The sequence below is a fragment of the Microcoleus sp. S36a_B3 genome, from assembly GCF_036700745.1.
In the GTDB taxonomy this organism is placed as follows: domain Bacteria; phylum Cyanobacteriota; class Cyanobacteriia; order Cyanobacteriales; family Microcoleaceae; genus Microcoleus.
Genome location: NZ_JAUBPN010000005.1, coordinates 113,825 through 137,563, shown reverse-complemented (window position 1 = coordinate 137,563; position 23,739 = coordinate 113,825). Strand labels below are relative to the sequence as shown.

Annotated in this window: 20 protein-coding genes; 9 read left to right on the top strand and 11 right to left on the bottom strand. The window is 45.9% G+C overall.

The genetic code is table 11. The features are described 5' to 3' along the window. Window positions 1-10 precede the first annotated feature (10 nt). Window positions 11-1,627: a glycosyltransferase family 39 protein gene (locus QUA01_RS08000; RefSeq protein WP_333088981.1), complete on the bottom strand. Its 1,617-nt coding sequence runs from the start codon at window positions 1,625-1,627 to the stop codon at window positions 11-13. On the opposite strand from QUA01_RS08000, the gene QUA01_RS07995 reads away from it, so the two are divergent. Both QUA01_RS07995 and recA read left to right on the top strand, forming a co-directional pair. Beyond that, complete coding sequence (locus tag QUA01_RS07995; protein ID WP_333088979.1) at window positions 1,626-1,814, top strand: hypothetical protein; 189 nt, start codon at window positions 1,626-1,628, stop codon at window positions 1,812-1,814. The two genes, QUA01_RS08000 and QUA01_RS07995, sit on opposite strands and share 2 nt — an antisense overlap. Before the next feature lie 366 nt (window positions 1,815-2,180). Next, window positions 2,181-3,296 carry a recombinase RecA gene (recA, locus tag QUA01_RS07990; RefSeq protein WP_333088977.1) on the top strand — a complete coding sequence of 372 codons (1,116 nt, stop codon included), beginning with the start codon at window positions 2,181-2,183 and terminating at the stop codon, window positions 3,294-3,296. A gap of 147 nt (window positions 3,297-3,443) precedes the next feature. On the opposite strand, the gene QUA01_RS07985 is transcribed toward recA, so the two are convergent. Continuing rightward, complete coding sequence (locus QUA01_RS07985; protein WP_333088976.1) at window positions 3,444-4,166, bottom strand: hypothetical protein; 723 nt, start codon at window positions 4,164-4,166, stop codon at window positions 3,444-3,446. Window positions 4,167-4,762: 596 nt separating this feature from the next. Between QUA01_RS07985 and QUA01_RS07980 the strand changes: the two genes are divergently transcribed. After that, window positions 4,763-5,236, top strand: coding sequence for a Coq4 family protein (locus QUA01_RS07980; RefSeq protein WP_333088974.1), 474 nt, complete (start codon window positions 4,763-4,765; stop codon window positions 5,234-5,236). Between the two features lie 30 nt (window positions 5,237-5,266). Then, window positions 5,267-5,494, top strand: a complete 228-nt coding sequence (locus QUA01_RS07975) for a response regulator transcription factor (protein ID WP_194011712.1) — start codon at window positions 5,267-5,269, stop codon at window positions 5,492-5,494. A gap of 219 nt (window positions 5,495-5,713) precedes the next feature. Here QUA01_RS07975 and QUA01_RS07970 read toward each other — a convergent pair whose 3' ends face one another. The 3 genes from QUA01_RS07970 to QUA01_RS07960 form a co-directional block, all read right to left on the bottom strand. Continuing rightward, window positions 5,714-6,610 carry an alpha/beta fold hydrolase gene (locus tag QUA01_RS07970; protein ID WP_194013030.1) on the bottom strand — a complete coding sequence of 299 codons (897 nt, stop codon included), beginning with the start codon at window positions 6,608-6,610 and terminating at the stop codon, window positions 5,714-5,716. A gap of 347 nt (window positions 6,611-6,957) precedes the next feature. Beyond that, complete coding sequence (gene dacB / locus QUA01_RS07965; protein WP_442921537.1) at window positions 6,958-8,400, bottom strand: D-alanyl-D-alanine carboxypeptidase/D-alanyl-D-alanine endopeptidase; 1,443 nt, start codon at window positions 8,398-8,400, stop codon at window positions 6,958-6,960. Between the two features lie 166 nt (window positions 8,401-8,566). Then, on the bottom strand, window positions 8,567-8,893 hold the full coding sequence (locus QUA01_RS07960) for a (2Fe-2S) ferredoxin domain-containing protein (RefSeq protein ID WP_333088971.1): 327 nt from the start codon (window positions 8,891-8,893) through the stop codon (window positions 8,567-8,569). Window positions 8,894-9,140: 247 nt separating this feature from the next. Between QUA01_RS07960 and QUA01_RS07955 the strand changes: the two genes are divergently transcribed. The 3 genes from QUA01_RS07955 to QUA01_RS07945 all read left to right on the top strand — a co-directional run bounded on the left by QUA01_RS07955 (window position 9,141) and on the right by QUA01_RS07945 (window position 12,485). Continuing rightward, window positions 9,141-9,602, top strand: a complete 462-nt coding sequence (locus QUA01_RS07955; protein ID WP_194013033.1) for a CBS domain-containing protein — start codon at window positions 9,141-9,143, stop codon at window positions 9,600-9,602. A 130-nt stretch (window positions 9,603-9,732) separates the two neighbouring features. Then, a complete protein-coding gene (nblB, locus tag QUA01_RS07950) occupies window positions 9,733-10,407 on the top strand; it encodes a phycobilisome degradation protein NblB (RefSeq protein ID WP_333088969.1) in 675 nt (224 codons plus the stop codon). Window positions 10,408-11,153: 746 nt separating this feature from the next. Next, window positions 11,154-12,485: a CAP domain-containing protein gene (locus QUA01_RS07945; RefSeq protein ID WP_333088968.1), complete on the top strand. Its 1,332-nt coding sequence runs from the start codon at window positions 11,154-11,156 to the stop codon at window positions 12,483-12,485. Between the two features lie 75 nt (window positions 12,486-12,560). Here QUA01_RS07945 and QUA01_RS07940 read toward each other — a convergent pair whose 3' ends face one another. The 4 genes from QUA01_RS07940 to QUA01_RS07925 all read right to left on the bottom strand — a co-directional run bounded on the left by QUA01_RS07940 (window position 12,561) and on the right by QUA01_RS07925 (window position 17,907). After that, entirely contained in the window at window positions 12,561-14,201 is a 1,641-nt protein-coding gene (locus QUA01_RS07940; RefSeq protein WP_333088967.1) for a putative bifunctional diguanylate cyclase/phosphodiesterase, read from the bottom strand. A gap of 99 nt (window positions 14,202-14,300) precedes the next feature. Further along, a complete protein-coding gene (locus QUA01_RS07935) occupies window positions 14,301-14,468 on the bottom strand; it encodes a hypothetical protein (RefSeq protein ID WP_333088966.1) in 168 nt (55 codons plus the stop codon). Next, complete coding sequence (locus tag QUA01_RS07930) at window positions 14,465-14,815, bottom strand: hypothetical protein (protein ID WP_333088965.1); 351 nt, start codon at window positions 14,813-14,815, stop codon at window positions 14,465-14,467. Before QUA01_RS07930 ends, QUA01_RS07935 begins: the two co-directional genes overlap by 4 nt. 155 nt (window positions 14,816-14,970) lie before the next feature. Next, the gene (locus QUA01_RS07925) at window positions 14,971-17,907 is read right to left on the bottom strand and encodes a tetratricopeptide repeat protein (RefSeq protein ID WP_333088964.1); all 2,937 of its coding nucleotides are present in this window, start codon (window positions 17,905-17,907) and stop codon (window positions 14,971-14,973) included. A gap of 225 nt (window positions 17,908-18,132) precedes the next feature. Here QUA01_RS07925 and QUA01_RS07920 point away from each other — a divergent pair, with 225 nt between their 5' ends. Both QUA01_RS07920 and QUA01_RS07915 read left to right on the top strand, forming a co-directional pair. Further along, window positions 18,133-20,625 carry a zinc metalloprotease HtpX gene (locus tag QUA01_RS07920; protein ID WP_333088962.1) on the top strand — a complete coding sequence of 831 codons (2,493 nt, stop codon included), beginning with the start codon at window positions 18,133-18,135 and terminating at the stop codon, window positions 20,623-20,625. 1,092 nt (window positions 20,626-21,717) lie between these two features. After that, window positions 21,718-22,281, top strand: coding sequence for an RNA recognition motif domain-containing protein (locus QUA01_RS07915; protein ID WP_333088961.1), 564 nt, complete (start codon window positions 21,718-21,720; stop codon window positions 22,279-22,281). On the opposite strand, the gene QUA01_RS07910 is transcribed toward QUA01_RS07915, so the two are convergent. After that, a complete protein-coding gene (locus tag QUA01_RS07910) occupies window positions 22,278-22,424 on the bottom strand; it encodes a hypothetical protein (protein ID WP_333088960.1) in 147 nt (48 codons plus the stop codon). The two genes, QUA01_RS07915 and QUA01_RS07910, sit on opposite strands and share 4 nt — an antisense overlap. 204 nt (window positions 22,425-22,628) lie before the next feature. After that, window positions 22,629-23,642, bottom strand: coding sequence for a tellurite resistance TerB family protein (locus tag QUA01_RS07905; protein WP_333088959.1), 1,014 nt, complete (start codon window positions 23,640-23,642; stop codon window positions 22,629-22,631). Between the last annotated feature and the right edge of the window lie 97 nt (window positions 23,643-23,739).

The window sequence follows — 23,739 nt, the reverse complement described above, 5'->3', positions numbered from 1 at the left end:
CTAGGGATAACTAAGAAGCTCGCCGCACTCGAAAAAGTCTTGCATATTCCAATATAGGTTCTAGTCGCTGTTGATTTTGCTTGAGTGCCGAGATCAATTTTTCCGAAGGGCGGAATACGAGAGGAGCCGAATATCTTTTCAGCATTTCCATATCTGGCGACTGGCTCAGCAGCATCAGCCGTACATCTTTGTCAAGCAAATAACTCAGAGAAAGCAAATCTCCCATGTTAGTAAAATCATTCCCGCGATCGCTAATTACAATTGTATCTTTAATCGACCTATTAGCTATCGCCTCTTTGTTAATATTTTTCGCAACTTCAGCATTAAAATAGCTCAAGTCTTTGCTCCACGAAGTATCAGAAACCGCACTGAGCGTACAGGATGCTATACTTGCTGTAAATATCCCGGCTAAAACGACTTGCCAAAACCGCTGCTGAGTTTTCAGATGACTCGCGAGCAAGTAAGCCACTGCTAGCTGCACTCCCGGAAAGCAAGAAATGAGATAGCGGCTGACGGCGGAACGTTTGCCACCGAGAATTAGATCGGGTAAAGCTAGTATCAAAAAAGGTACAAAAATTGATGTTAAAATAAACAGCTTAGTTGAATTGCTAGTTTGGCGACATATTTTGTAAAGGGCTGCCGCAATTAATAGCAAAAATGGCAATCTTAGCAGATAAGTCCAGATATTGTCAAAGCCGAAGTCGAAGTCAAAAAATAAGGCTGTAAAGCTGAGAGTCCACAATTTTGCTAGATACAGCCAACCAGGAGATACTCGCGTCCAATCTGTCGTTGCTGAGGCTCGTTGGAGATTGGTCGCCAGCACGTAAATCCATGGCAGATACAAGATTAAAGCTGCTGTTACTGCTAAGAAAAATTGAGAATTAGTGAGGTGACTTCGCAATTTCTTTTTTTTAACAAACAGCCAGCAAGAAATTATAAAAACTCCGTGTCCGATGAGTGTTAAACTGAAGAAAGGGTGAGTGTAGAAGCCGATCGCGATCGCGAGCGAGTAATAAGCCCAATTTTGCCAGCCCCGCAACCGCACTGCTCTCAACAACAGCCAACTGCTGCCAATAACTACGGCTGTCAGTAAACTGTACTGCCTTGCTGTCTGGGCAAACAAGATGTCAAAGGGAGATAAAGCTAACAGTGCTGTTGCTACTAACTGCACATTTTTTGAGGCGAAAAGTTCCTGAGCTAAAGCGTACATCAAAGGCAGCGACAGTAAACTCAATATGGCTGGCAAACTGCGGGATGCTGCTAGAGAACTGCCAAATTGCTGCATCCACCAACGAGCCATGAGAAAGTACAAAGGCGGATGTTGTGGGTCTTCTAGTGCTAAAGAACGAATTGTATCTGCTGCTGTACTTCCCGGTTTGATCCGCTGATATTTCTGCAATTCTGGTGCGGGAATAATTCGGTTTTGGAATAGTTCGTCGTCGATTTCTTGCCTGGTGAAACCAGCGGCGCGGATTGATGTGTAAACTTCGTCGTGCCAGTAAAGTTTGCGATCGAGCTCGAAGAACCGAAATCCGATTCCTAGTAAAATGCCGATCGCCAATAAGCCGATCGGCCACCGGGAATTTTGAGAATTAACAGATGTGTCTTGAGGTGTTGTAGATGCCATGCTTGTCCTTATTGTGGCGATCGATCGTCCTAGAAACAGCGCATATCGACTCTGGGGACGATCGCGCCATTACGCTCAGAAACCGGGTTTTTTAGCTGGTTTGCCTGCTGCAACCCCTGTATTGCTGTGCAAAACCCCGGTTTCTCTCCACCCCCGTTTGGGTTCTGGTAAGCTGCTGTGCATTTAAATTGTATATTTCGACGATCAATCAAAAATCTTCTCCCCCATCTCCCCATCTCCCTATCTCCCATCTCCCCATCTCCCCATCTCCCCATCTCCCCCTCAATCACCATGCACAATTGGGATACACAACAGCTTAAAGAGCGATCGATACCCTGTACATACCCCAACCGACAATAATTCTACCCTCTGCCGGATGCCGAATACATTCTACACAAGAGCCTTGTGGAAGCTGGAGCAGCCTCAAGCAAGCCACCATCAAGAATCTTAAACCAAATCCTCCCAGAACCTCCAGACCCCAAAAATAACTGCTAACATACGTGTTGTACAGTTAATCAACAAGCTCCGCAAGGGGTCTACCCGCGTACCGCAAATGGCAAAAAAAGAAGCTTCTACAAAAACTGCTGAAAACTCAGAAAAGCAAAAAGCCTTAACTTCCGTATTGTCCCAAATCGAGCGCAGCTTTGGCAAAGGAGCGATCGTCCGATTGGGAGACTCCACTCGCATGAAGGTAGAAACCATCCCCACCGGAGCCCTGACACTGGACATCGCTTTGGGTGGCGGTTTACCCAAAGGCCGAGTCATTGAAATTTACGGCCCGGAAAGTTCCGGTAAAACTACTTTAGCGCTCCACGCGATCGCCGAAGTCCAAAAATCCGGTGGTATCGCAGCCTTCGTCGATGCCGAGCACGCCCTCGATCCCACCTACGCCTCAGCATTAGGTGTCGATATTGAAAATCTCCTAGTTTCTCAGCCAGATACCGGCGAAATGGCCCTGGAAATTGTCGATCAACTCGTGCGATCCGTCGCCGTCGATATCGTAGTCATTGACTCCGTAGCCGCCCTCGTGCCCCGCGCCGAAATCGAAGGCGACATGGGCGACTCCCACATGGGTTTGCAAGCGCGCTTGATGAGTCAAGCGCTTCGCAAAATCACCGGCAACATCGGCAAATCAGGCTGTACCGTCATTTTCCTCAACCAATTGCGGCAGAAAATCGGCATAACCTACGGCAACCCCGAAACAACGACTGGCGGTAACGCACTCAAATTCTACGCCAGCGTCCGGCTCGACATTCGCCGCATTCAAAGCTTGAAAAAAGGTACAGAAGAATACGGCAACCGCACGAAAGTTAAAGTTGCTAAAAATAAAGTTGCTCCGCCTTTCCGCATTGCCGAATTTGACATTGTATTTGGCAAAGGAATTTCTACTTTAGGCTGTCTGACTGACTTGGCAGACGAAATGGGAGTAATTACTAAAAAAGGTTCTTGGTACAGTTACAACGGCGACAACATTGCTCAAGGACGCGACAACGTGATTCGGCGCATGGAAGAAAATACCGAATTTAAAGATGAGATCCAGCGGCTAGTGCGGGAACGACTTGATACTGGGGCTGTAGTTTCTGCTAATTCTGTCGCTCCTGTCGAGCCAGATATTGATGATGAGGATATCGATGACAATGAGGATGTACAAGATTTAGAAGAAGTCTAAATTTTGTAGTCAGTAGTCAGTAGTCATTAGTCAGTAGTGATTAGTCATTAGTTATTAGCAATAGTAGGTTGGGTTTCAATACAGAAACCCAACCTACTTATTGTATTATTGCTACGGCGATGGGTTATATATAGCGGTTCTCAACCCTTACTCAGGCAAAGAAACAGGCTGCAAATATTGAGAATTAGCGCGCACATAACAGCCCTGTCTTGTCAGCAACCAGGGTTCACCGTTGGCAATCGCGATCGCATTTCCTCCCCTAAGTTCAGCAGAAATTGTATCTCGATTCGCGCGGTAAACTCGTTTAATTGCTCCGTTTGGTGTCTGGCGACAGTTGAGTTCTCCATCCCGCGACGTGACTCGCCAAGCTGGCCAAGTTACAGAACCAGAAGTTTCGCTCAACCAAGTATTAGCATTGCTAGCAGTATAGTCGCCGCTGGCATTTGAACGCGGTAAAAGCTCGACCAAATTTACTTTAAATGTCTGGCCAACAGAAGTACAATTTTGTCCTCCTTTCACCTTCCAAGTAACTTCTACTCCCAACTGGCCGCTCCTTCCAACTTGACGACGGACAATGGCTATATCTCCAAAACAAATAATCTTTCTGCCGGGCCCAGTCGAACTGTCTTTAAAAGTTCCATTGTAATAGTAAGACCTTGCTGCTCCTTCGGAACGGGTAATTTGAATATTGCCTAAAAAATCGCGATTACCTACTTTTGTAAAATAAAAACCGTTAGGATTGTTTACTTTTTCTGACAAGTTTAAAGTAGTTTTTCTGGTGGTGGGATTAATATAAGTTGTAGCGCTAGCAGCACCGCACCACATTAATGCCAAAACTCCTGCTGAAAACCAAAGATTAACTCGTTTCATGGCAATTCATTTTATGAACTTCTACTTTATTTATAGCTAGCAGGCGCATACTTCACCAGTCCCTCGATCGAGTGTCACTGATTTGAGCGACAGCGCACTCGTATTACCGCCTCGTGGGTTGAGGCTAAACTTCACCCTACTTCACCTCTCTGCAACTCTCTTCACTTCCAAGCACCCGCATCCATCGGTTTGTACCCTTCAACTTCTGACTCATTGCAGGTGCAAATACTTAGCACCAGAATAAAGACATATAGCTTTTCTGTGCTCTGGTATGAGGTACCATCCGGGATCTGGCCTAGGCTAAACCGGGCATAGGCCAAACCGGGCATAGGGCATACTTCACCAAGCTTGAGAACCGCTATATACGTAAGTAGCGGTAACTAACACTAGCCAGATTTTGACAACTGGCAAATTTCAAATCTCAGGCTAGTTGTAAAGAAATATAAAAGGTACGGAAAGTTAATTGCTGTGACTGAATGTACGATTTCTCAACTGAAATGCCAAAAAAATCGTATTGCTTCATCGCAAAAATGAACTGGATCGAGACGAATTTATTTTGCCATAAACTTAAATCCTTGTAGGAGGAAGAATCAATCATGGCTGACGGTCAATTAGACGTTATATTAAAGATGGCTCAAACAATTAATCCTCAAATTGAGAGCGATCGACATTTTGAAATAGATTTGGACAAGTTGCGGCAACTGCCGGCAGGAACGTTAGGCCACTCAGTGGCGCGATTTCTTGACGAACAAGGGTTTGAGCCGATCGCCTCGGGAGACTGGATTCAGCGCAACCACGATGTTTGGCACGTTTTGACTAATCTTTCGCCTTCAACAGAAGATGAATTTGTACTGCAAGCGTTTACTCGCGCTCAAGTATTTCGCCCTTCCTGTGCAATTTTAGTGTTAATTGGACTGATCAGCGGCAAATGCGCGATCGGACAAATTATCAAAGGCTTAAAACATGGAAAATTAGCCGCGAAGCTAATTGATTGGAACCCTGAATCGGATTGGGAAACTCCCTTATCTGAAGTCAGAAAAAAACTGGGAATTCTACCATTAATTGATTAGATTTTTAACTCGTTACTGCACTGCAAAACTATGCAAAGCACAATTAACAAACCGGAAATTAGCCTGAGTCCGCGAGAAAGGGCGATCGCCCAATTAGTAGCCCAAGGCCTGCCAAACAAATGTATCGCCAAAAATTTAAATATCAGTCACTGGACGGTTGCTACTTACGTGAAGCGGATTTTTATGAAACTCGGTGTTTGTTCCAGAGCAGCAATGATTGCACTGTTGATTCAAGAAAATTTGCTTTGGGACTCTTAAATAGTAGGGTGCGTCATATCAAATCCTATCTTCATCGGAATAGTAAATTCACTGTTGACTGTTGACTGTTGACTGTTGACTGTTGACTGTTAACAGTTAACAGTTAACAGTTAACATCATGTATGAGTGCAACCGGAATTGATATGACGCACCCTATACGCACTTTAATCCTCATAAAAATTAGAGGACTCGCATTCCGAGCGATCGCTCTCAAACCACCTAGGCCAAAGCCAAAGGACGAGAAGAATTTCTTAAAAAATTCAGCAATTCTCGATTCACCGTTTGCGGCGCTTCCTGCTGAACCCAGTGACCGCAATTAGGGATTAATTTCAACTTAAACGGAGCTGTAATTAACCGATCTAAACCTTCTACCAGTGTGTGGCTTAAAAACGCATCTTCTTCTCCCCAAAGCACCAAAGTAGGCACTGTCACCGGTTCTAATTTCTGTCCCCAATGCCAAAGCCGCTGCGGGTGAAACATTTGCTGGTAATAATTCATCGCCGCAGCTAACACTCCCGGCTTTTCTAAAGCAGTCTGATAAATCTTAGTTTCCTCAGCGCTAAAAGCTCCTTTGCGAATAGCTTGACCCTGAAAAATATTTTGCACAAAATCTTTCAAATTTTGCCGGATCAACCATTCGGGGATGCCGGGAACTTGGAAAGCTAAAATGTGCCAACTGCGCCGGAGTTGGTCTAAATTGCTTGCCATTTCCTGCACTAATCGCTGCGGGTGCGGAGCGTTTAAAATTGCTAAGCGGTTGAGTTTTTCGGGGAATTTTTGAGCTAAATGCCACGCGATCGCACCGCCGCAATCGTGACCGACAATGTGAGCTTTTTTATAGCCGAGGCGATCGATCAAACCGCGAATATCAGCACTCAGCGTATCCAAATCATAACCGCTGGCCGGCTTGTCGGAATCGTTGTAGCCCCGCAAATCCGGCACCACAACCTTGAAATGACGAGCTAAGGCAGGAATTTGATGTCGCCAAGAGTACCAAAACTCTGGAAACCCGTGCAAGAGCACAACGAGCTCGCCTTCTCCTTGGGAAACGCAGTGCAAGCGGATGTTGTTGGTTTCGACAAAGATGTGTTGCTGTTCGGAATCTAAAGACTGCATAAATTAAAAGTTAGACTTATGTTTCGGGAAGTACGGAACCCGCCGACTGCTAGCAGGTGAGTACAAATAAACATTAGATGTGTCGGGCGGGTTTTGCCTCGATTTTCTCGCTTGTATCTCGTGATTCTTAACTCGCGCCCGCCCTACAAGGTACTATTGTTTTTTTGCCATTACTTACTTAGTCGGCTGAAACGACCGAATGGTTTTAATGTTTCTGCTTTTATTCTAGCTGCTTTTCGATCCCCGCTGCTGGAATCTAATTAAACTTAAAACTTGTAGCGTTTTGGAGTCTCTGGTTTTTTAGGTGTAACTACTTATTTCAAATTGAGCGATTGAAATTTGTAGTTTTAACAGCGGCGGAGGCGATTCAATAATAGCACAATTTCGTCAGTTGCCGATCGCAATTTTGAAGATGGCAAGTCAGATTGATTGACGATGATGCTAAACACCAGCGGCTCGTAACTTGGAACTTCGATATATCCCGACAGCGCCGAAACTCCGCTCAAAGTTCCAGTTTTTGCTTGCAAATTGACGCGGCTTGATGTATAATTAAATCTATTTTTTAAAGTACCATTCTCGCCTGCGATCGGCAACGACGCGCGGTAGACAGACGCAGCAGGTGAATTAGCCATCAATCTCAAAGTTTGCACCAAGGCTTCGGGACTAATCAAATTGTGTCGGGAAAGTCCCGAACCGTCGGCTAATATGTAGCTGTTGGGATTTACGCCTAATTGAGTTAAAGCTGTTTTTAACTCCTTCAAACCAGTTTCATTAGTATCTTCTTGTGGCAGAGACATCTTGACTGTGAATTTTCCCAACAATCTCAATAAAACCTCTGAATAAAGATTGTTACTTTCCCGATTAGTTTCCTTCACCAATTCGGCCAGCGGCGGCGATTCAACTGCTGCTAATTCTTGGTTCAAATTGCGAGCAACAGAGGCAACTAAAACTTGTTTAACCGGAATTCCCTCCGCCGTCAAGACTTGTTGAAAATTTTGTAAAAAATTATTGGCGGGATTGACAACTGCAACATAACTTGATTCAGATTCTGCACCAACTTTCAACTGTCCGCTAACTCGAATTGCGGGGCGATCGAACTCCCTGCCAACTTCAAGAAACTCAGATTCGTTGGGGGCGACTGTGACTGAATTGTTCTGAATTTGCCACTGATTGGCTAACTTTGGTTCGGCAAAAGTAACTTTTAGAGGTTGTCCGAGATTCTGCGGGGACAAAACAAGCTCGATCGCGTTTTGATTGAAAATTAAACTGTTAACCGGGGCGCCATAGCCAGCTTGCGCGTCTTCCCATTCCCAATTGCGATTGACTGCACTGCCTTGAAAATAACTGTCATCGCCAATCAACTCGTTTACTTGACTAATTCCCCGCTGCTTCAACTGCTGCGCTAAGTTTTTCAACTGAGGTTCAGCAATGCTAGGATCGCCCCTGCCGGCAACGTACAAACTGCCATTTTCGCCGCTGTAAACCGATGTCTTAATCCGAAAATCGGCACCGAGTTTCTGCAAAGCAGCGGCTGTAGTTAGCAGCTTGACATTTGATGCTGGAATGAAATATTTGGTTGCGTCGCGGCTGTAGAGAGTAGCGGTAGAAGATAGGGGTTGAATCAAAATCCCCCAGCGCGATCGGCTAAATTCGGGACGATTGGCGATCGCATCTACTTGCGCCCCCAATTCCCCAGGACAAATATCCCCAGCAACCGCCGACGTTTGCGCGATCGCCTGCGGCGAACGCCCCAGAACTAGGACTAACAAACTAACTGCAATTCCTTTGATTTTCAAAGCGCAATTTCCATAACAATAACTATTCAAATTAGCCCTTGTAGGGACACGGCAATGCCGTGTGCCTACGGGGATCGCTTCATAAACTTGCAATCTGCTGTAATAACTATTAAAATTAGATGCGCGAGAGCTGGGAATTGGCACTTCCATCAATTCCATTTTAATAATAATAACGCATATGAATTCTCGGATTGAACAGCGCTTCTACAGGTTTTCCGCCTTTGAGGTGCTCTTCCACGATCGACTGTACATCACTCGGTTTAACTCGACAATACCAAGTTTCGTCTGGGGTGACTCGCACAGTTGGGCCTGTGTTGCACTGTCCCTGACAGCTACAAGCTTTAACTATCACTCCTGCAACGGGTTGGGCTTCAAAGGCAGCGAGCACTTCTGCTGAACCATTTTTGAGGCAAGATTGATACTGACAAATTAATACACAGCGCTCTTCTGGTTGGGATTCTGGTGCTGGGGCTGGAGATTCTGGCATCGGTAAGGATTTATCGGCTCTTTAATATATCTTAACAATCTTGTGGGGTCGATCGCCCGCGTGCTTCTAGACAAACTGCAGAATTCGTGAGGGCGATCGAAAAAAAGCTTTCAAATTCTGGCATTCAAACTTTTTGGGTGCTGCTAGTTGGTAACAAATCTCTTCGGCTTCGCTGCCTTTCTTGGGCCTGTGTCACGGTTTCCCTATATGATCGGATTTAGAGCAAAAAGTCAATCAACCGCCAATCATGCCCAAAACAGTAGCCGATGTGATGAGCCGCGAGCCGATTTTAGCGCGTCCCGAAATGCCTTTGAACGAAGCGATTAAAATCTTAGCCGATCGACGTATTAGCGGTCTTCCCGTCGTAGATGAGAATGACTTGTTGGTAGGAGTCATCTCCGAAACCGACTTGATGTGGCGGGAAACCGGCGTAACTCCGCCCGCTTACATCATGGTACTCGACAGCGTGATTTATCTAGAAAATCCCTCGCGTTACGAGCGAGAACTGCACAAGGCTTTAGGACAAACAGTAGGAGAAGCGATGAGTAAAGATCCAGTTACCATCAAGCCCGACGAATCTGTCGCAGAAGCTGCAAAACTAATGCACGATCGCAGCATTCACCGATTGCCGGTAGTTGATACAGAAGGCAAAGTAATCGGCATCCTCACTAGGGGAGATATTATCCGGTCGATGGCTGCCGAATCTTAATTAATTGTTTTCGTTGAAGGATTGTATCAAAAAATAAGTCGATCTTTCCTTCAATCTCCTTCGCTTTTGGCAATTACCTTTTTCCCAATTACCTTCTTCCCAATTACCTTTTTCCCAATTTAAAAATTCCATGAGTATTACCCCTGAGTCTGTCGAACAATTGTTGAATTCCGAGGATTTTGGCGAAAGGCTGCGAGGTGTCAACCAACTGCGAGAATTAGAACCTGCGATCGCCTATAAGTTGATTCAAATTGCGATCGGCGACAAAAATGTCCGCGTTAGATACGCTGGTGTGAGCCAAATGTCAACCCTCGGCACGCAGAATCTGCCGAACGCTTTAGAGGTACTGCTTAACAGCTTGCACAACGACCCCGAACCCGACGTGCAAGCAGCAGCAGCCGATGCTTTGGGCGCTTTGAAATTAACCTCTGCTTTAGAAGATTTGGAGCAAGTTTATAGCAGTACGTCTGAATGGCTGGTGCAACTGAGTATCGTCGCAGCTTTGGGAGAAATGGGAGATCCCAAAGCATTTCCCATGTTAGAAAATGCCATAGCTTCTGAAAACGAATTGATCCAAACTATAGCCATCAGTGCATTAGGAGAATTGGGAGATAAACGCGCGGTGCCGCTGCTGCTTCCTTACGCTGGTAATGAAGATTGGCAAATTCGTTACAGAGTCGCTCAAGCTTTGGGGCGGTTGGGCGGTACCGAAGCTGCCGCAGCTTTGGAAATTCTCGCCAAAGATGAGGTTGAGCAAGTTGCTCAGGAGGCTAAAATCGGACAGGAAAATAGTTTGAAATTGTGAGTTTTGAGTTGGGGATTTTGAATTATATCAATTCCGGTTGCACCGTCAGGTGATTGTTGACTGTTGACTGTTGACTGTTGACTGTTCACCGTTGACTGTTAACTGTTGACTAGATTTTATTATTCCGATGCAACCGGAAACGATATTAATACCAATTTCATAAAGTAGCGCTAGATATTACGCCCCCAATCGCCCAAAGCATCGGAGGGCTAAGACTTCATTGGCACATCTTGAGAAAAATGGTATAATTTACAATTTTTTGTGATGATTCTAGTAAAAACTTAGCAAGGGCGATCGCACTTGTTGCCTCAAAAATCCGGTTTTTTTTGAAATGTTTCGTAACCGGATGCAAAATTCCCAGAAACCGGGTTTCTCCCGCGCGCGATTCACACGCCGAACTCAGAAACCCGGTTTTTTTTGAAATGTTTCGTAACCGGATGCAAAATTCCCAGAAACCGGGTTTTTGGCCCCCGATTCGCCGCCCCTGCAACTGTCGCTACCTGTTAATCTCAAATCCTACCATTTGTATTGATGCAAAGGGCGATCGGACTAATTATCAACAAAACTACAGCCAAACTCTTGACATTTGCACTTTCACAACAGCTATAATCAAAATACATATAGCAGCGGCAGAGATTAACACAATGCTTGAATTGTAGGCCGCCAACTAATAATCGGGAAACTATCATTAAGACGGTAAGCCATCTACCAACACTCACCAAGTCTTAAAATTTTTAATCATACCCATGCTCGAACCACAAAATTTCGGTTCTCAGTCTGCAGACATTGTAACAGGAGAGCGATCGGTCTCTCAAATTTCCCAACCCACAACTAATCAAGACTTTATTTATAAAGTTTTAGAACTTACCAACGCAGAACGCAGCAAATTAGGTTTTTCCCCCCTAACTTTAAATACTCAGTTACTGAGTGCGGCGCAAACTCAGAGCGAAAACATGGCACTGCAAGACTTTTTTTCCCATACCGGAAAAGATGGTTCTTCAATGGGAAGTCGGATTACTGCAACGGGCTATCAATTCAGGGCGGCGGCAGAAAACATCGCTGCGGGTTCTTCTACACCCGAACAAGTTGTATCATCGTGGATGAACAGCACGGGCCACCGGACTAACATTCTCAACCCCAATCTCAAAGAAATAGGAATCGGCTACTATTTCTTAGCCAACGATACTGGCACAGAAAACTGGAATCACTATTGGACACAAGTTTTTGCGACTTCTCTTGACGGTAGCGTCAATCCCGCACCAACTCCGACACCCGCACCAACTCCGACACCAACTCCGACACCAACTCCGACACCAACTCCCGCACCAACTCCGACACCAACTCCCAACACATTAGTAGTAATTAATTCGCCAATACCGAATGCTACAGGGGAGGGCAGCCCGACAGCAGGGCCAAAGAATACAGCCAGCGACGGCAATTATTTCTTATCAGATAGTGCCGATACTCAAATACCGGCAAATGCTGCGGGATTGCCAATTTTTGCTCTTTCTGGTAAAGATAATCTCACTGGTGGAGAGGGTGTTGATAACATTAATGGAATGCAAGGTGCTGATACAATTAACGGCGCTGGCGGCAATGATAGTTTATGGGGTGGCAAAGATTCGGATTCAATTGATGGCGGTGCTGGTAATGATTTTATCAGCGGTAATAACGATAACGATCGACTGATCGGATCTGACGGCAATGATACTATTCGCGGTGGGAAAGAAGATGATATTTTGATTGGCGGTAACGGATCCGATTTGTTGGCGGGCGATCGCGGGCAAGATGTTCTGACGGGCGGCGCTGGAAATGATACGTTTGTATTGGCAGGAGGTTTGTCGGCTTCAGCTAGTTTAATTGGTGCCGATGCGATCGTCGATTTTGCGATCGGGGATAAGATTGGTTTGACTGACGGTATCGGATTTGCCAACTTGACTTTTGAAGCTGTGAGTTTGCAGTTGGATGGAGGCGCAAGCGTCGCTTCTACAGCGATTAAGTCTGGTAGTAATTATTTGGGCATCGTGCAGGGTGTAAGTCAAAGTCAGCTTACATCTTCTGTTTTTGTTAACGCCTAAAAAACAGCATATCGAGATTCCCGACTTCTTGGAGAAGTCGGGAATCTAAAAACAAGAGCGCTTTAGTGGTTTAGCTTAAAAGTCTGTGGTAAGAGCGATAGATTCTGCATCAGACTGAAGCGAGTCCTTTAGCAGTTTGGTGATTGTATCAGCGTTAGCAGGGCGACTGAAGTAAAACCCTTGACCTTCATCGCAGCCTCGCGCTTGCAGGTAGTCAAGCTGCTCCTTGGTTTCAATGCCTTCTGCGGTGATCGTTAACCCCAGACTTTTTGCCAGAGCAATGATCGCATCAGTAATGGTGGCGCTGTTCGGGTTAGACAGTACATCTTTGACAAAGGATCGATCGATCTTGAGCATATTAACCGGAAACCGTTGCAGGTAGTTGAGGGAAGAATAACCTGTGCCAAAGTCGTCTAGGGCGAGGGACACGCCAAGTTCTCGCAGTTGCGTTAAGGTTGTGACCGATCGCTCAATATCAGTCATCAAGGCACTTTCAGTCACTTCCAGTTCTAAATACGCAGCTTCGAGTTCCGTCTCGGCCAAAATTTGGCGAACCATCTCAACCAGATTCGTTTGCTCAAATTGTCGAGCCGACAGATTCACCGAAATCCGCAGGGCTGGCAGCCCAGCCAGTTGCCAGCGGCGGTTTTGAGCGCAAGCCGTTCGCAAGATCCATTCACCAATTGGCACGATATCGCCATTGGCTTCGGCGATCGGAATAAATTTTACCGGAGAGACCAAACCCTCTGTAGAATGCTGCCAGCGAACCAGCGCCTCCGTTGCTGTCACCCGTCCGCCGTGCAGGTCGATCAGCGGTTGATAGTAAACCAGTAGTTCGTTACGCTCCAGCGCTCCGCGCAGGCTATTTTCTAGGGCCAGTCGCTCCTGTAACTGAACGTTAATTTCGGGTGAATAAAACTGATAGTGACTCCGCCCTTGCTGCTTTGCCTGATGAAGTGCGAAGTCGGCTTGCTGAAGAAGTTTCTCTACAGAATTCGTATTTTCTAGATGGTTCAATGTAATGCCAAGACTGGCGGTGATGTGGATCGGGTTGCCCTTGATATAGAAAGGTTTGATCAGCGTACTCAGCAGCAGTTGGGATAGCTTGACCACACTCTCCAGCGAGGGGAGTTCGCTGCGAGCGATCGCAAACTCACCGTCACCCAAACGCGCCAAGACATCTGACCCATCGATGCACTCTACCACCCGTTGGGAAACGGCTCTAATTAGTAAGTCGCATATCTCAGGCTCCAACGCATGGCGCATCCCTGGGAAATCATCAATACCCAATACCAGCAATGCGACCAAAGGTGAGTGATTTTGAGATCGGGTTTGATTCAGGCGATCGCAGAATAAGTCACGATTTGGCAATCCAGTCAGTTCATCGTAGTGGGTAATGTAATTAATCAATTCATCTAGTTTGTAAAGCGTTTGTGAGGAATTTGCCATCAGCGTACCGACTTCATCAGTAAACTCTGTCGGTAAGTTCGGCAATGTTCTTGTATCGAGGTAGTTTTGTAGAGCCTCCGAGGTTAAGATTACCGGAACCAGGAGGTGGCGTAGCGTATAAAGCGTTGCTGCCGTACCCGCTAATGTCGCCAGCAGAGCAATCAGCAGAACCCGGATTGATGTCTCTAGAGAGTAAGCGTTTGAGGTAAGAAACCAGACCATTAAGGTTAGCAAAGGAACGTGCGTGCCTAAAAAAGCAACCACCATAATTTTGGCAGTGTAGCTTTTTTTCAGCCAGGGGAGATGCCCCAATAATGAGTATAGGTTAAGGTTAGGCTTTGGTTGCATAGGACTCGGTTTTAATTTTCAAGATGGGTAGAGTATCCAGCAGTATTGTACTAGGTGCGTTGGCTTCAGAAACTGCTTTTTTAAATAAGGAGCGATCGCCTCAAATAAAGCATCAGCATCCTCTACAAACGGTTCTAGTTCTAGCAAACTATCCAGGATAGTGTTGGTGTCTACTAATACCTTCATTTTAGGTACTTCTCCACCAAACGTTCTTCTAACATGGTTGCAACTTCGGCATCTGTTGGAGGTGGCATATCAGTTTTTGCTAACCCTCTGAGTCGCTTGGCCGCACCTTTGCGATCGCCCCGCAATTTAATTTTAACTTCGGTATTTTTTGGGAGTGGTGCATCAGTTTTTGGTAGCCCCGTCATGGGCTCGAGGAAGTTATCTGGTAGGGATTGTGGGGGTCTGAGCTCCCGTCTGATGGACTCAAAAATCGCATTGACTAGAGCTAATCTGTCGGTAACTGATAGTTTGTGCGCTTCTCGGCTTAAGGGCAGCCAAGCTATTTGGGGTATTTGGGATTCGTTCATATTTTTGATATTTTGATATTTTCTGGGTCTATTTTAGCAAATTTAGGACTTACGCATAGGGCCAGAAACCGGGTTTTTTCGAGAATACTTGGTTGTGCTTCGTAAATTTGGGAAAAAACCCGGTTTATTTGTCAGATTCACTCCTTCCCATCAAGCTAAATGCTGACAGTATTCTCACCCAAATTATCGATAAATTCTTGTAGCGAATCGCGCCTCTTGCGAACAGAATCGCGGTTAGGAGCAATGGCTAACGAACGATTAAACATTTCCAGCGCCTCTTGCCAATTCTTAAGTGCTTCCTGTCTCTTAGATAATTTTTCTTGCAAATCACCCAGACATCGCAGCGCATTCCCTTTGTTGGTGAGAGCAGCGATATCATCCGGTGCAATAAGTAAAACAGAATTCAAGGCAGCGCTTACCTCAAAGTAAGACTGTTTTGCCGCCTCAAATTCACTTAACTGTGCTTGCAATTCACCCAGACATCGCAGCACATTCCCTTTGTTGGTGAGAACACCGATATCATCCGGTGCAATAAGAAAAACAGAATTCAAGGCAGCGATCGCCTCAAAGTAAGAAAGTTTGGCCGCCTCAAATTCACTTAGCTGTGCTTGCAAATCACCCAGACTTAACAGCGCCTTCCCTTTGTTGTTGAGAGCACAGATATCATCCGGTGCAATAAGTAAAGAAGAATTACAGGCAGCGATCGCCTCAAAGTAAGAATGTTTTGCCGCCTCAAATTCACTTAGCTGTGCTTGTAATTCACCCAGACCTCGCAGCGCATTCCCTTTGTTGTTGAGAACACAGATAGCATCCGGTGCAATCAGTAAAGCAGAATTCAAGGCAGCGATCGCATCAAAGTAAGAATGTTTTGCACCCTCAAATGCACTTAGCCCTGCTTGCAAATCACCCAAACGTCGCAGCGCATTCCCTTTGTTGTTGAGAGCATTGATATAATCCGGTGCAATAAGTAAAGCAGAATTATAGGCTGCGATTGCCTCTGAGTAAGACTGTTTTGCCGCCTCAAATTCACTTAGCTTTGCCTGTAAATTACCCAGACATTTCAGCGCAATCCCTTTGTTCTTGAAAACCTCGATATCATCTGGTACAATAAGTAAAGCAGAATTATAGGCTGCGATTGCCTCAAAGTAAGACTGTTTTGCCGCCTCAAATTCACTTAGCTTTGCTTGCAAATCACCCAAACTTTGCAGCACATTCCCTTTGTTGTTGAGAGCATTGATATCATCCGGTGCAATAAGTAAAGCAGAATTACAGGCTGCAACTGCCTCTAAATATTCCTGTCTTGCCTCTACATATCGAGCCAACCGAGCATAGTAATTTCCCTCCGATCGCGAAACTCTACCAAGCCAATAATCACTTTTAATCCACAACTCATCTCTAACTTCCAGCAGCGCCTCGCATTCCTTATAGCGACTCTTGTCCAAAGCTTCATCAAACACCTCTTTCCATTCTTCTACACCCCGCTGCCAATCCAAGCGATTAGCATGAAAAATTGCCTCACCCGCATCCCCCACTTCCCGATAATGCCCCTCTAAAACCTCATGAGCCCTGCGAGTTTTCGGATTATCCCGATCGGCATCCAAGCGGCGCAACAAATCGTGAATCCGATACCAATTATTCCCCCGCTTTTGGGATTCCCAAACAAAGGAAAAGCCAGTCAACATCTCAAAATTTGCACTGCTTGCCTGGAAGTGACAACCAGTTCCTAATTTCACGTACAAATCCTCATCAAAAGCGCGGCAAGCACTCAGCGAATGCACGGCCGATCGCACTTCGCGATCCACATAAGTCAGCAACCGATCCGTTAACTCCGCAGTCTTATTTTCCAACTTCGGAATCCGCGCAAAATCCGACGCCAGCAATTCAATACCCCGCCTTCTTTCTGCCAGCACCGCATCCGCGCACAAACCCAAATAAAACGGATGTACCTGCAAATTATCCCAACTCTCATCGGGATTGACGCTGGCATATTTAATTACAGCATCTGCCAAATCTGCCTTGTAAATCTCCACTTTGTGCAAGTAATCCCTAGCATCGGCGGGAGACAAATGCCACACCAATTGTGCATCTATATAATCTGCAGGAATCGGAAACTTTGACGCATTCGGCCACCGCAGTTGTGTGACAGGACAATCTCGCCCCGCCACCACAACCACAATTCCCAATTTGTAATCCAATGCCCTCAACAACCGCCGAAACCACTCATCTTGATACCAAAAAGTTGCGCCTTGAGAATTACGTTTTTCCTCCCACATTTTCTCGTGAGTATCGAACAGCATCACGAGGCGTTCTGGCTTATTTTTGCCAGCCATTGCCGCATTCAAATCCCCGGCTAATAATTTCGGCAAACAGTCCATTAATTCAGTATCAATATCTTTACGGCGAATTTGATCCGCCGTTTCGTCGCTGACACCCAGGCGCTGTTGAATTAATTTCATCACTCCCTTAATCCCGCTCAATTTAACTATGCCTTTAATCACGGCTACTGCTTGCGCCACCACCGGAAATCCTGCAAAAGTTTCAATAGCAGGTGTCACCAATTGAATTACATCATCGGGGAAAAGTTGGCTGAGAGTTGCGTCAGACTCGCCTTTGTTCAACAAATACCAAAAGCAAGCAAAATCATACTTGGGAAATTTAAATTTGTGTTTCTTGGTGGCTTCTGCGATATTTCGCCGCAGCATTAGCAAGCCATAAAATCTATCTTGGGGTTTATCTTCTTTGATAGGAATCAATCCGAAATCGTGTCTGACTGCGGGGATGGGAGTGTAGGTTTTCGGGGCGGCATTGCGGACAAAATTAGCAACTTCGGCGGCTTGTGATTCTGGGATTTCGCGCAATCGCTGCCAATCCTGCGACGGAAATATTTTGCAGCAGTGAAATTCCAAGTGTTTTAGCAGCAGTGACTTGCCGTTGCCTCCATCCCCGAAAAAATACAAAATTTGTTCGCGGGGCGGGTCTTCGTTTAAATAAAAGGCAAATCGGCGGGTAAATTCGTGTCTGTCTGTGAACAGTTGCAGTTGGCGATCGCCCGCGATCGATTCGCTTTCAAAGTCTTCGTCGTCAATTGGCATGGTTGTTCGGGTGTGGTGGTTTATGGATTAATATTGCAACGGCAGATTTAAGGCAGATAAACACTGATGAACGCAGATAATTTTAGGATATCTGATGAATGAGTATAAAAGGTCTGTTGTTAGCTGAAGTTTATTGCAAATGTTAATTCAAGGGTATGGGGCTATAGTTGCCGAAGTGCCTTCGGGTGAGGTTATCTTAGACAAGACGCGATCGCAAGCACAGTCATGGCATCTCCACACAATCCAAATTCGGCGGATTCATCTCTGAAACAGTCTCTAGAGGCTGGGTTAGCTGCTTTGAAACAACAAGATTACCAAAGCGCGATCGCCCTTTTAGAATCCGTTACCCAAACCGCAGCTAATGGGCCGTCGGGAATCCGCGCGCAGATGGGGTTAGTCGCGGCGTACAAAGCAACCGGTAATGTCAAAAAGGCGATCCCCCTGTGCTCTTCTCTCGCCAAAAGTCCTAACTCTCAAGTCAAAACTTGGGCCGATCGCACTTTAAAAGAACTAACCCCGCCCCGCCCTCCAAAACCACCAGAAACTCCCCCCAAAACAGGCTTTGTCGCCTTTGATGACGGCACAAAATCGGCAGAAAATACGCTTGAGGGCGATGGCTTACGCCCCGCTTCGCTACGACCAACCACAGACCAAAAAACCGGATTTTTACCCTCAGAACCGACTGTCGCGCCAAAAACCACCAACTCCACACATATTTCACCGCCACCTCCACCCCCCAAACCACCGATTCGCCCCACCTCAGAAGAGGGCGATCGCCCACCATCTACCGCCCCCACAGAAACCGCAACCGATGCAGAAACTAGCGGCGAAAACAGTTCCGGTTCCGCAACAAATATCGAACTCCCAAGCACAGAGACTTACCAACTGACTTGGCGCGAAGCAGGGCGCACAAAAAACCCGCAGCCCCTGAAACCGCTAAAATTGCTGAATTTTTGGATTGGGGCTGCTGTAAGCGCGATCGCCCTATTTTTCCTCGCCCGATTTGTCCTGCAATTGCTGCTGACAAACGCTAATTTTCTATTGCTTCAGTTTTACATATTTACAAGACTGCCTATTTTCGCGCCGATCCAACTTTTTTACCGCGATCCAACTCCCTTTGTGCAGATAGTTTTTGGATTGCTTTTGGCCTCATCTCCCTGGCTGACAGACGCGCTGCTAAAACTATTTTGCGGCATCGAAACCCTGCGCGGCTCAGTTTTATCCAAGCACAGCAAAGAAGCTAGTCGGGTACTCCGCAGTTTTTGTACCAAGCAAAATATGCCAACCCCTGTACTGAAACTCTTGCCGCTGAATGTTCCTGTGGCTTTCAGTTACGGCTGTTTGCCCCGTTTTGCTCGGATTGCTGTGAGTAGGGGGCTGTTGGAACAGTTGACGGATGATGAAATTGCGACTATTTTTGCGCGGGAATTAAGCCACATTTCTCACTGGGATTTTGCGCCGATGTCGCTGGCGTTGCTGGTGATTCAGATTCCTTACTTGATTTATTGGCAGGCGGCATACTGGAGTGAGAGGTTGTGCGATTTAATGACGATCGAGTTTTTGCGTTTTGCTGTGAGAAATTTGGCCGCTGCAATTTCTGCTATTAGTTACGGGATTTATAAGTTGTTGCGCTGGCCGATGTTGTGGCTGTCGCGCCGCCGGGTGTATTTTAGCGATCGCACCGCTGCAGAAATTACGGGCAATCCTAACGGTTTGACGCGGGCGCTTGGTAAAATGGCGATCGGCATTGCTGCAAATATCGAACAGCAAAAACAAACTAGCTTTTTTCTGGAAAGTTTCGATTTGTTGTTACCCGTGGGAGTCGGACAAGCTGCAACCATTGGATCTGCAGCCTTGCGCGCGCCGCTGTCACAGATTTTGCTGTGGGATGTCACCAATCCCGATCGCGTCTGGCTGACGGTCAACAGCACGCATCCTTTGCTGGGAGAGCGTTTGAAGCTATTGGAACTTTACGCGCAATTCTGGAAAATCGAGACAGAGTTAGATTTGGCGAGTCTGTCGCTGGAATCACCGAAGAAACGAAAATTGTCTCTGTTTAAATCAATACTCGAATTTAAAGACTCAAAACTATTTTTACAGGGCGCGCCGTTTTTTGGAATTCCCATGAGTTTGGCCTTGGTGGCGCTGCTTTGGCTGATTGGCTGGATTTTTTCGCAGACGAGTATTTGGCGTCTGGATTGGCTTTTGGGCGATCGATCGATCTTTTGGGGCTGTTTGCCGATCGGATTTAGCATCGGTACTTTGATGCGGATCAATTATTTTTTCCCCGACATTACGCCACGAGAAACCGCTTCGCCCAGTTTACCCGAAATTTTGTCAAATCCCGATGTTTTGCCCGTAGATGCTCAACCAGTGCAGCTTTCCGGGCAGCTTTTGGGTAGGACTGGTATAGAAAATTGGCTGGGACAGGATTTGATTTTGCAAACGGCGACTGGTTTGGTGAGGTTGCACTATGTTTCGAGGTTTGGGCCCTGTGGTTCTTTGTTGCCGCAACCTACTCGCCCCAGCGATTTGATCGGAAAACCAGTTGTGGCGACTGGTTGGCTGCGCCGGGGTGCTAATGTGGCGATCGACCTCGAAACCCTCCGCAGTCAAGGCAGCCTAGTCAGTAACAGCGGACATCCGATTTGGTCTGCGATTTTGGCTTTTGCTGCTGCTTGTTGGGGCGCATACATTATTATCCAAGGCGGAAGATGAGGGAATTTGGCATTTGAGATTGCACAAAAGGTTCGTAGTACGGACTTCAGTCCGCACTACAAACCAATAGAACTCTTGCAAAAATACAGTTCACCCCACCCCAACCCTCCCCGAACTCGCGGGGAGGGGGCAAGATTATTCTTGTTTCCCCCCGCAGGAGGGGGGACTTGCGGGGGGTGAATTTGACTTTTGCAAGATATATAATGCTCTTCCCTCTTCCGTCTTCCGACGGACTTACATCCGTTACATCCCGTACATTGCTCGTTGCCTAACTTCCCTCTTCCTTCGTAAAGAAAAGTTGCTTTTTAAATGACATCCTGTTACATTTGTTTATATAAATTGGATAAAACAAAAATCGCAATAACTTCAGTGGGCTAAAACCGCTAAGGTATTGCGTAAAAATTGTCAACCTCCCAACACAGCAAGTTTAGCCAGCCGCTTGTCGGCTGTTTTTTTAGACTGGCAATTTTGCTGTGGGCGATGAATTCAGAAAAATGATTCTGATTGTTGTTTTCATCAAATTCGCCTGAAATATACCTAAATAGCTAGCTCTGTCACCCAGGTTGTGATACCTTTAAAGAATGGTCGGATGCTGCCGAGCCCGATTTAAAGGAGACCGGGTAAGCGAGCAGTTTTTAGGATTAAGAGCGAGATGAGGAGCGAGGTAAGATTACTGGGCCAAAAAATGTTAGCAATTTTATCCATCACTGTATTAAACTGAATACTGGCATTCCGATCGCTTGAAATGACATCCTTGGACATAAATTTCTACACGGCTCTGGCTACAAACATTCTGAATCAAAACCGCAAGCAAGAAATACAGAATAGCCAATAGCCTCAACATTTGAGTGATGACTAAAAGTTTACACCACAACCTGAGATTTCAAGGCTCTCTGCATCGGCGGTTAAGTTCCGGCCCGATCAGAATAAATCACCTTTTTTTTCTAAAAGGTGGGAGAATCTGTCAAGGTTGGTGGGAGGAATGTGCAAATTATGCGGTTATGCGGTCTTTCCCTGAAGTCAACGTTCAGTTGACAGCAGGTAATTCGGTTCGAGCAAATTAATTAGAATCCTATTCTGGAGGAATTTTTCATGTCTATTCGTCTTTATGTTGGCAACCTACCCAAGGAACTCGATCGCCAAGAATTGCAAGAAGTTTTTGCACCCGAGGGCGAATCTGTTACCACAAAGGTAATTACAGACCGCAAAACAGGTAAATGTAGAGGATTTGGTTTTGTGACGGTGCTAACCGACGAACAAGCCGACCAAGTTATTGAGAAATATAACGGCTTAATGTTCAAAGAAAACCCGCTAAAAATAGAGAAGGCACTTCCCCGCTCTAAGGGTAAATCGGAGAAGGGCGAAGAAGATCAGCAGCAGTCATCGTCGCCTGCTTCACCGCAGTTGGCATCCGCATCAACAGCGATGCCGGTGCCTGCGCCGCAGCAACAGCAGCGCTCGGCTCCCCCAACTCAAGGTGGAGGGGGTTCTAGTAAAAGCAATCGCCGTCGGAGTGACAACAACAAGTCTCGCCGCAATCAGTCCACAACCACAGTGTCGAGCGCTGATTCTGGCTCGGTGCAGCCAGATCCGCGCTGGGCGAGCGCTCTGGAAGAACTCAAGCAGCGATTGCAGGAAGCTCAAACGACTAATTAATCGAAAATGGCGGCGAATTGCTGCTGTCTTCCGACTGGCGTTGACTGACTCTGGAAGTGCGATCGAGAACCGACTAAAAAGCCTGTTCTCGATCGCACTATTTTATTCCAACAACCTCTAATATTAATTTCGGCTGCACTCATACATGATGTTAACGGTTAACGGTTAACAGCCAGCAGCCAACAGTCAACAGTGAATTTACAATTCCGATGAAGAGAGGATTTGATATAATATCTAGCACCCCGCTAAAATAATCGTCACCGTATCATAGCGCTGTTAACTGCTTTAATATCCTGTCCCCTCAATTGACAACTATAAGATTGGATCGCAGAAGCTAAAAGTAGTGTTTATTGCTCCCCAGAGAATTGGATCGTCTGAATAAAATCAAAAATCTTATTCATAAGATCCTCAACCTCCGACTCAATAGAACCCAATTCCTCCTGCTTCTCATAAATTCGCTGACAACTCACCGTGTAGCAAAAATCGTCAACGATCAAAGCCATAAATCCCCGGTAAGCATCCATCAAAGTAAGTTGACCGTCATTTTGTGGTACGCTGACATTAGCACTCCCAGGCAAATCGGTAACTACCAAATAAGCATTTTCCTCTTCTAAATATTCACTGTAGAGTAACTGAGAATTAGCAAATTTAGCCAGAACCGTGTCATCAATAAACTTGTTAAGAAACAAAGTAAGATAAGCCCATTCCCCCGCTGATTCGATTAATTTTTTCACATCACCAGAAAGCGGGAAATAATCAATTTTCAGCAAAACACCAAAATCGTCAGAAAAAGCAACAAAGCTTTTGTCATCCTCAATTTTACCGCCTCGTTGCCTCTCAACAGGAATCGAAACCACAAAATTGCCTAGAGCAGAGAAATACAACGCCTCATCTGTCTCGATATCGTAATTTTCGAGTTTTAGTTCCGAGTATCCAGCAATTACATCCTCAATAATTTCCTTAGCTTCCTTATCGCCTACACCTAATACTTCTTGAAATTCCTTGAGAAAAGCCCGATGCTTCTGAGACACTTCGCCATCTGCGACAAACATTGCTGCGGTAATCGTAAAAGTATCCAACACCAACTCATCTGGGAGTGATTCAGAAGCCGTATTAAATAATCCTCCTAAACCGTCTTTGGCAAGAATACCCGCGAGTTTTTGAAGAGTTGCTGACATATCATCCTCCGAGTATTCAGCAAATATTTCTGAATCCCAAATTCTGCTTATCAAGATATCGGCACTCACATCAGGGTAATTTGCCTCCGCTGCGACAAGTGCTACCGCCGCGACGGATTCCTCTACAGACAAGTGTATTGAGGATTTATCTTTGGACTTGAATATTTGAGTAAAATTGCTCACAGGTTTTGCTCCATTACAGTATTTGGGAAAAAAAAGTTTATAACTCAATACGGTTCACTTAAGACAGATCCTTCCTAGCCCCCCTTAAGAAGGGGGG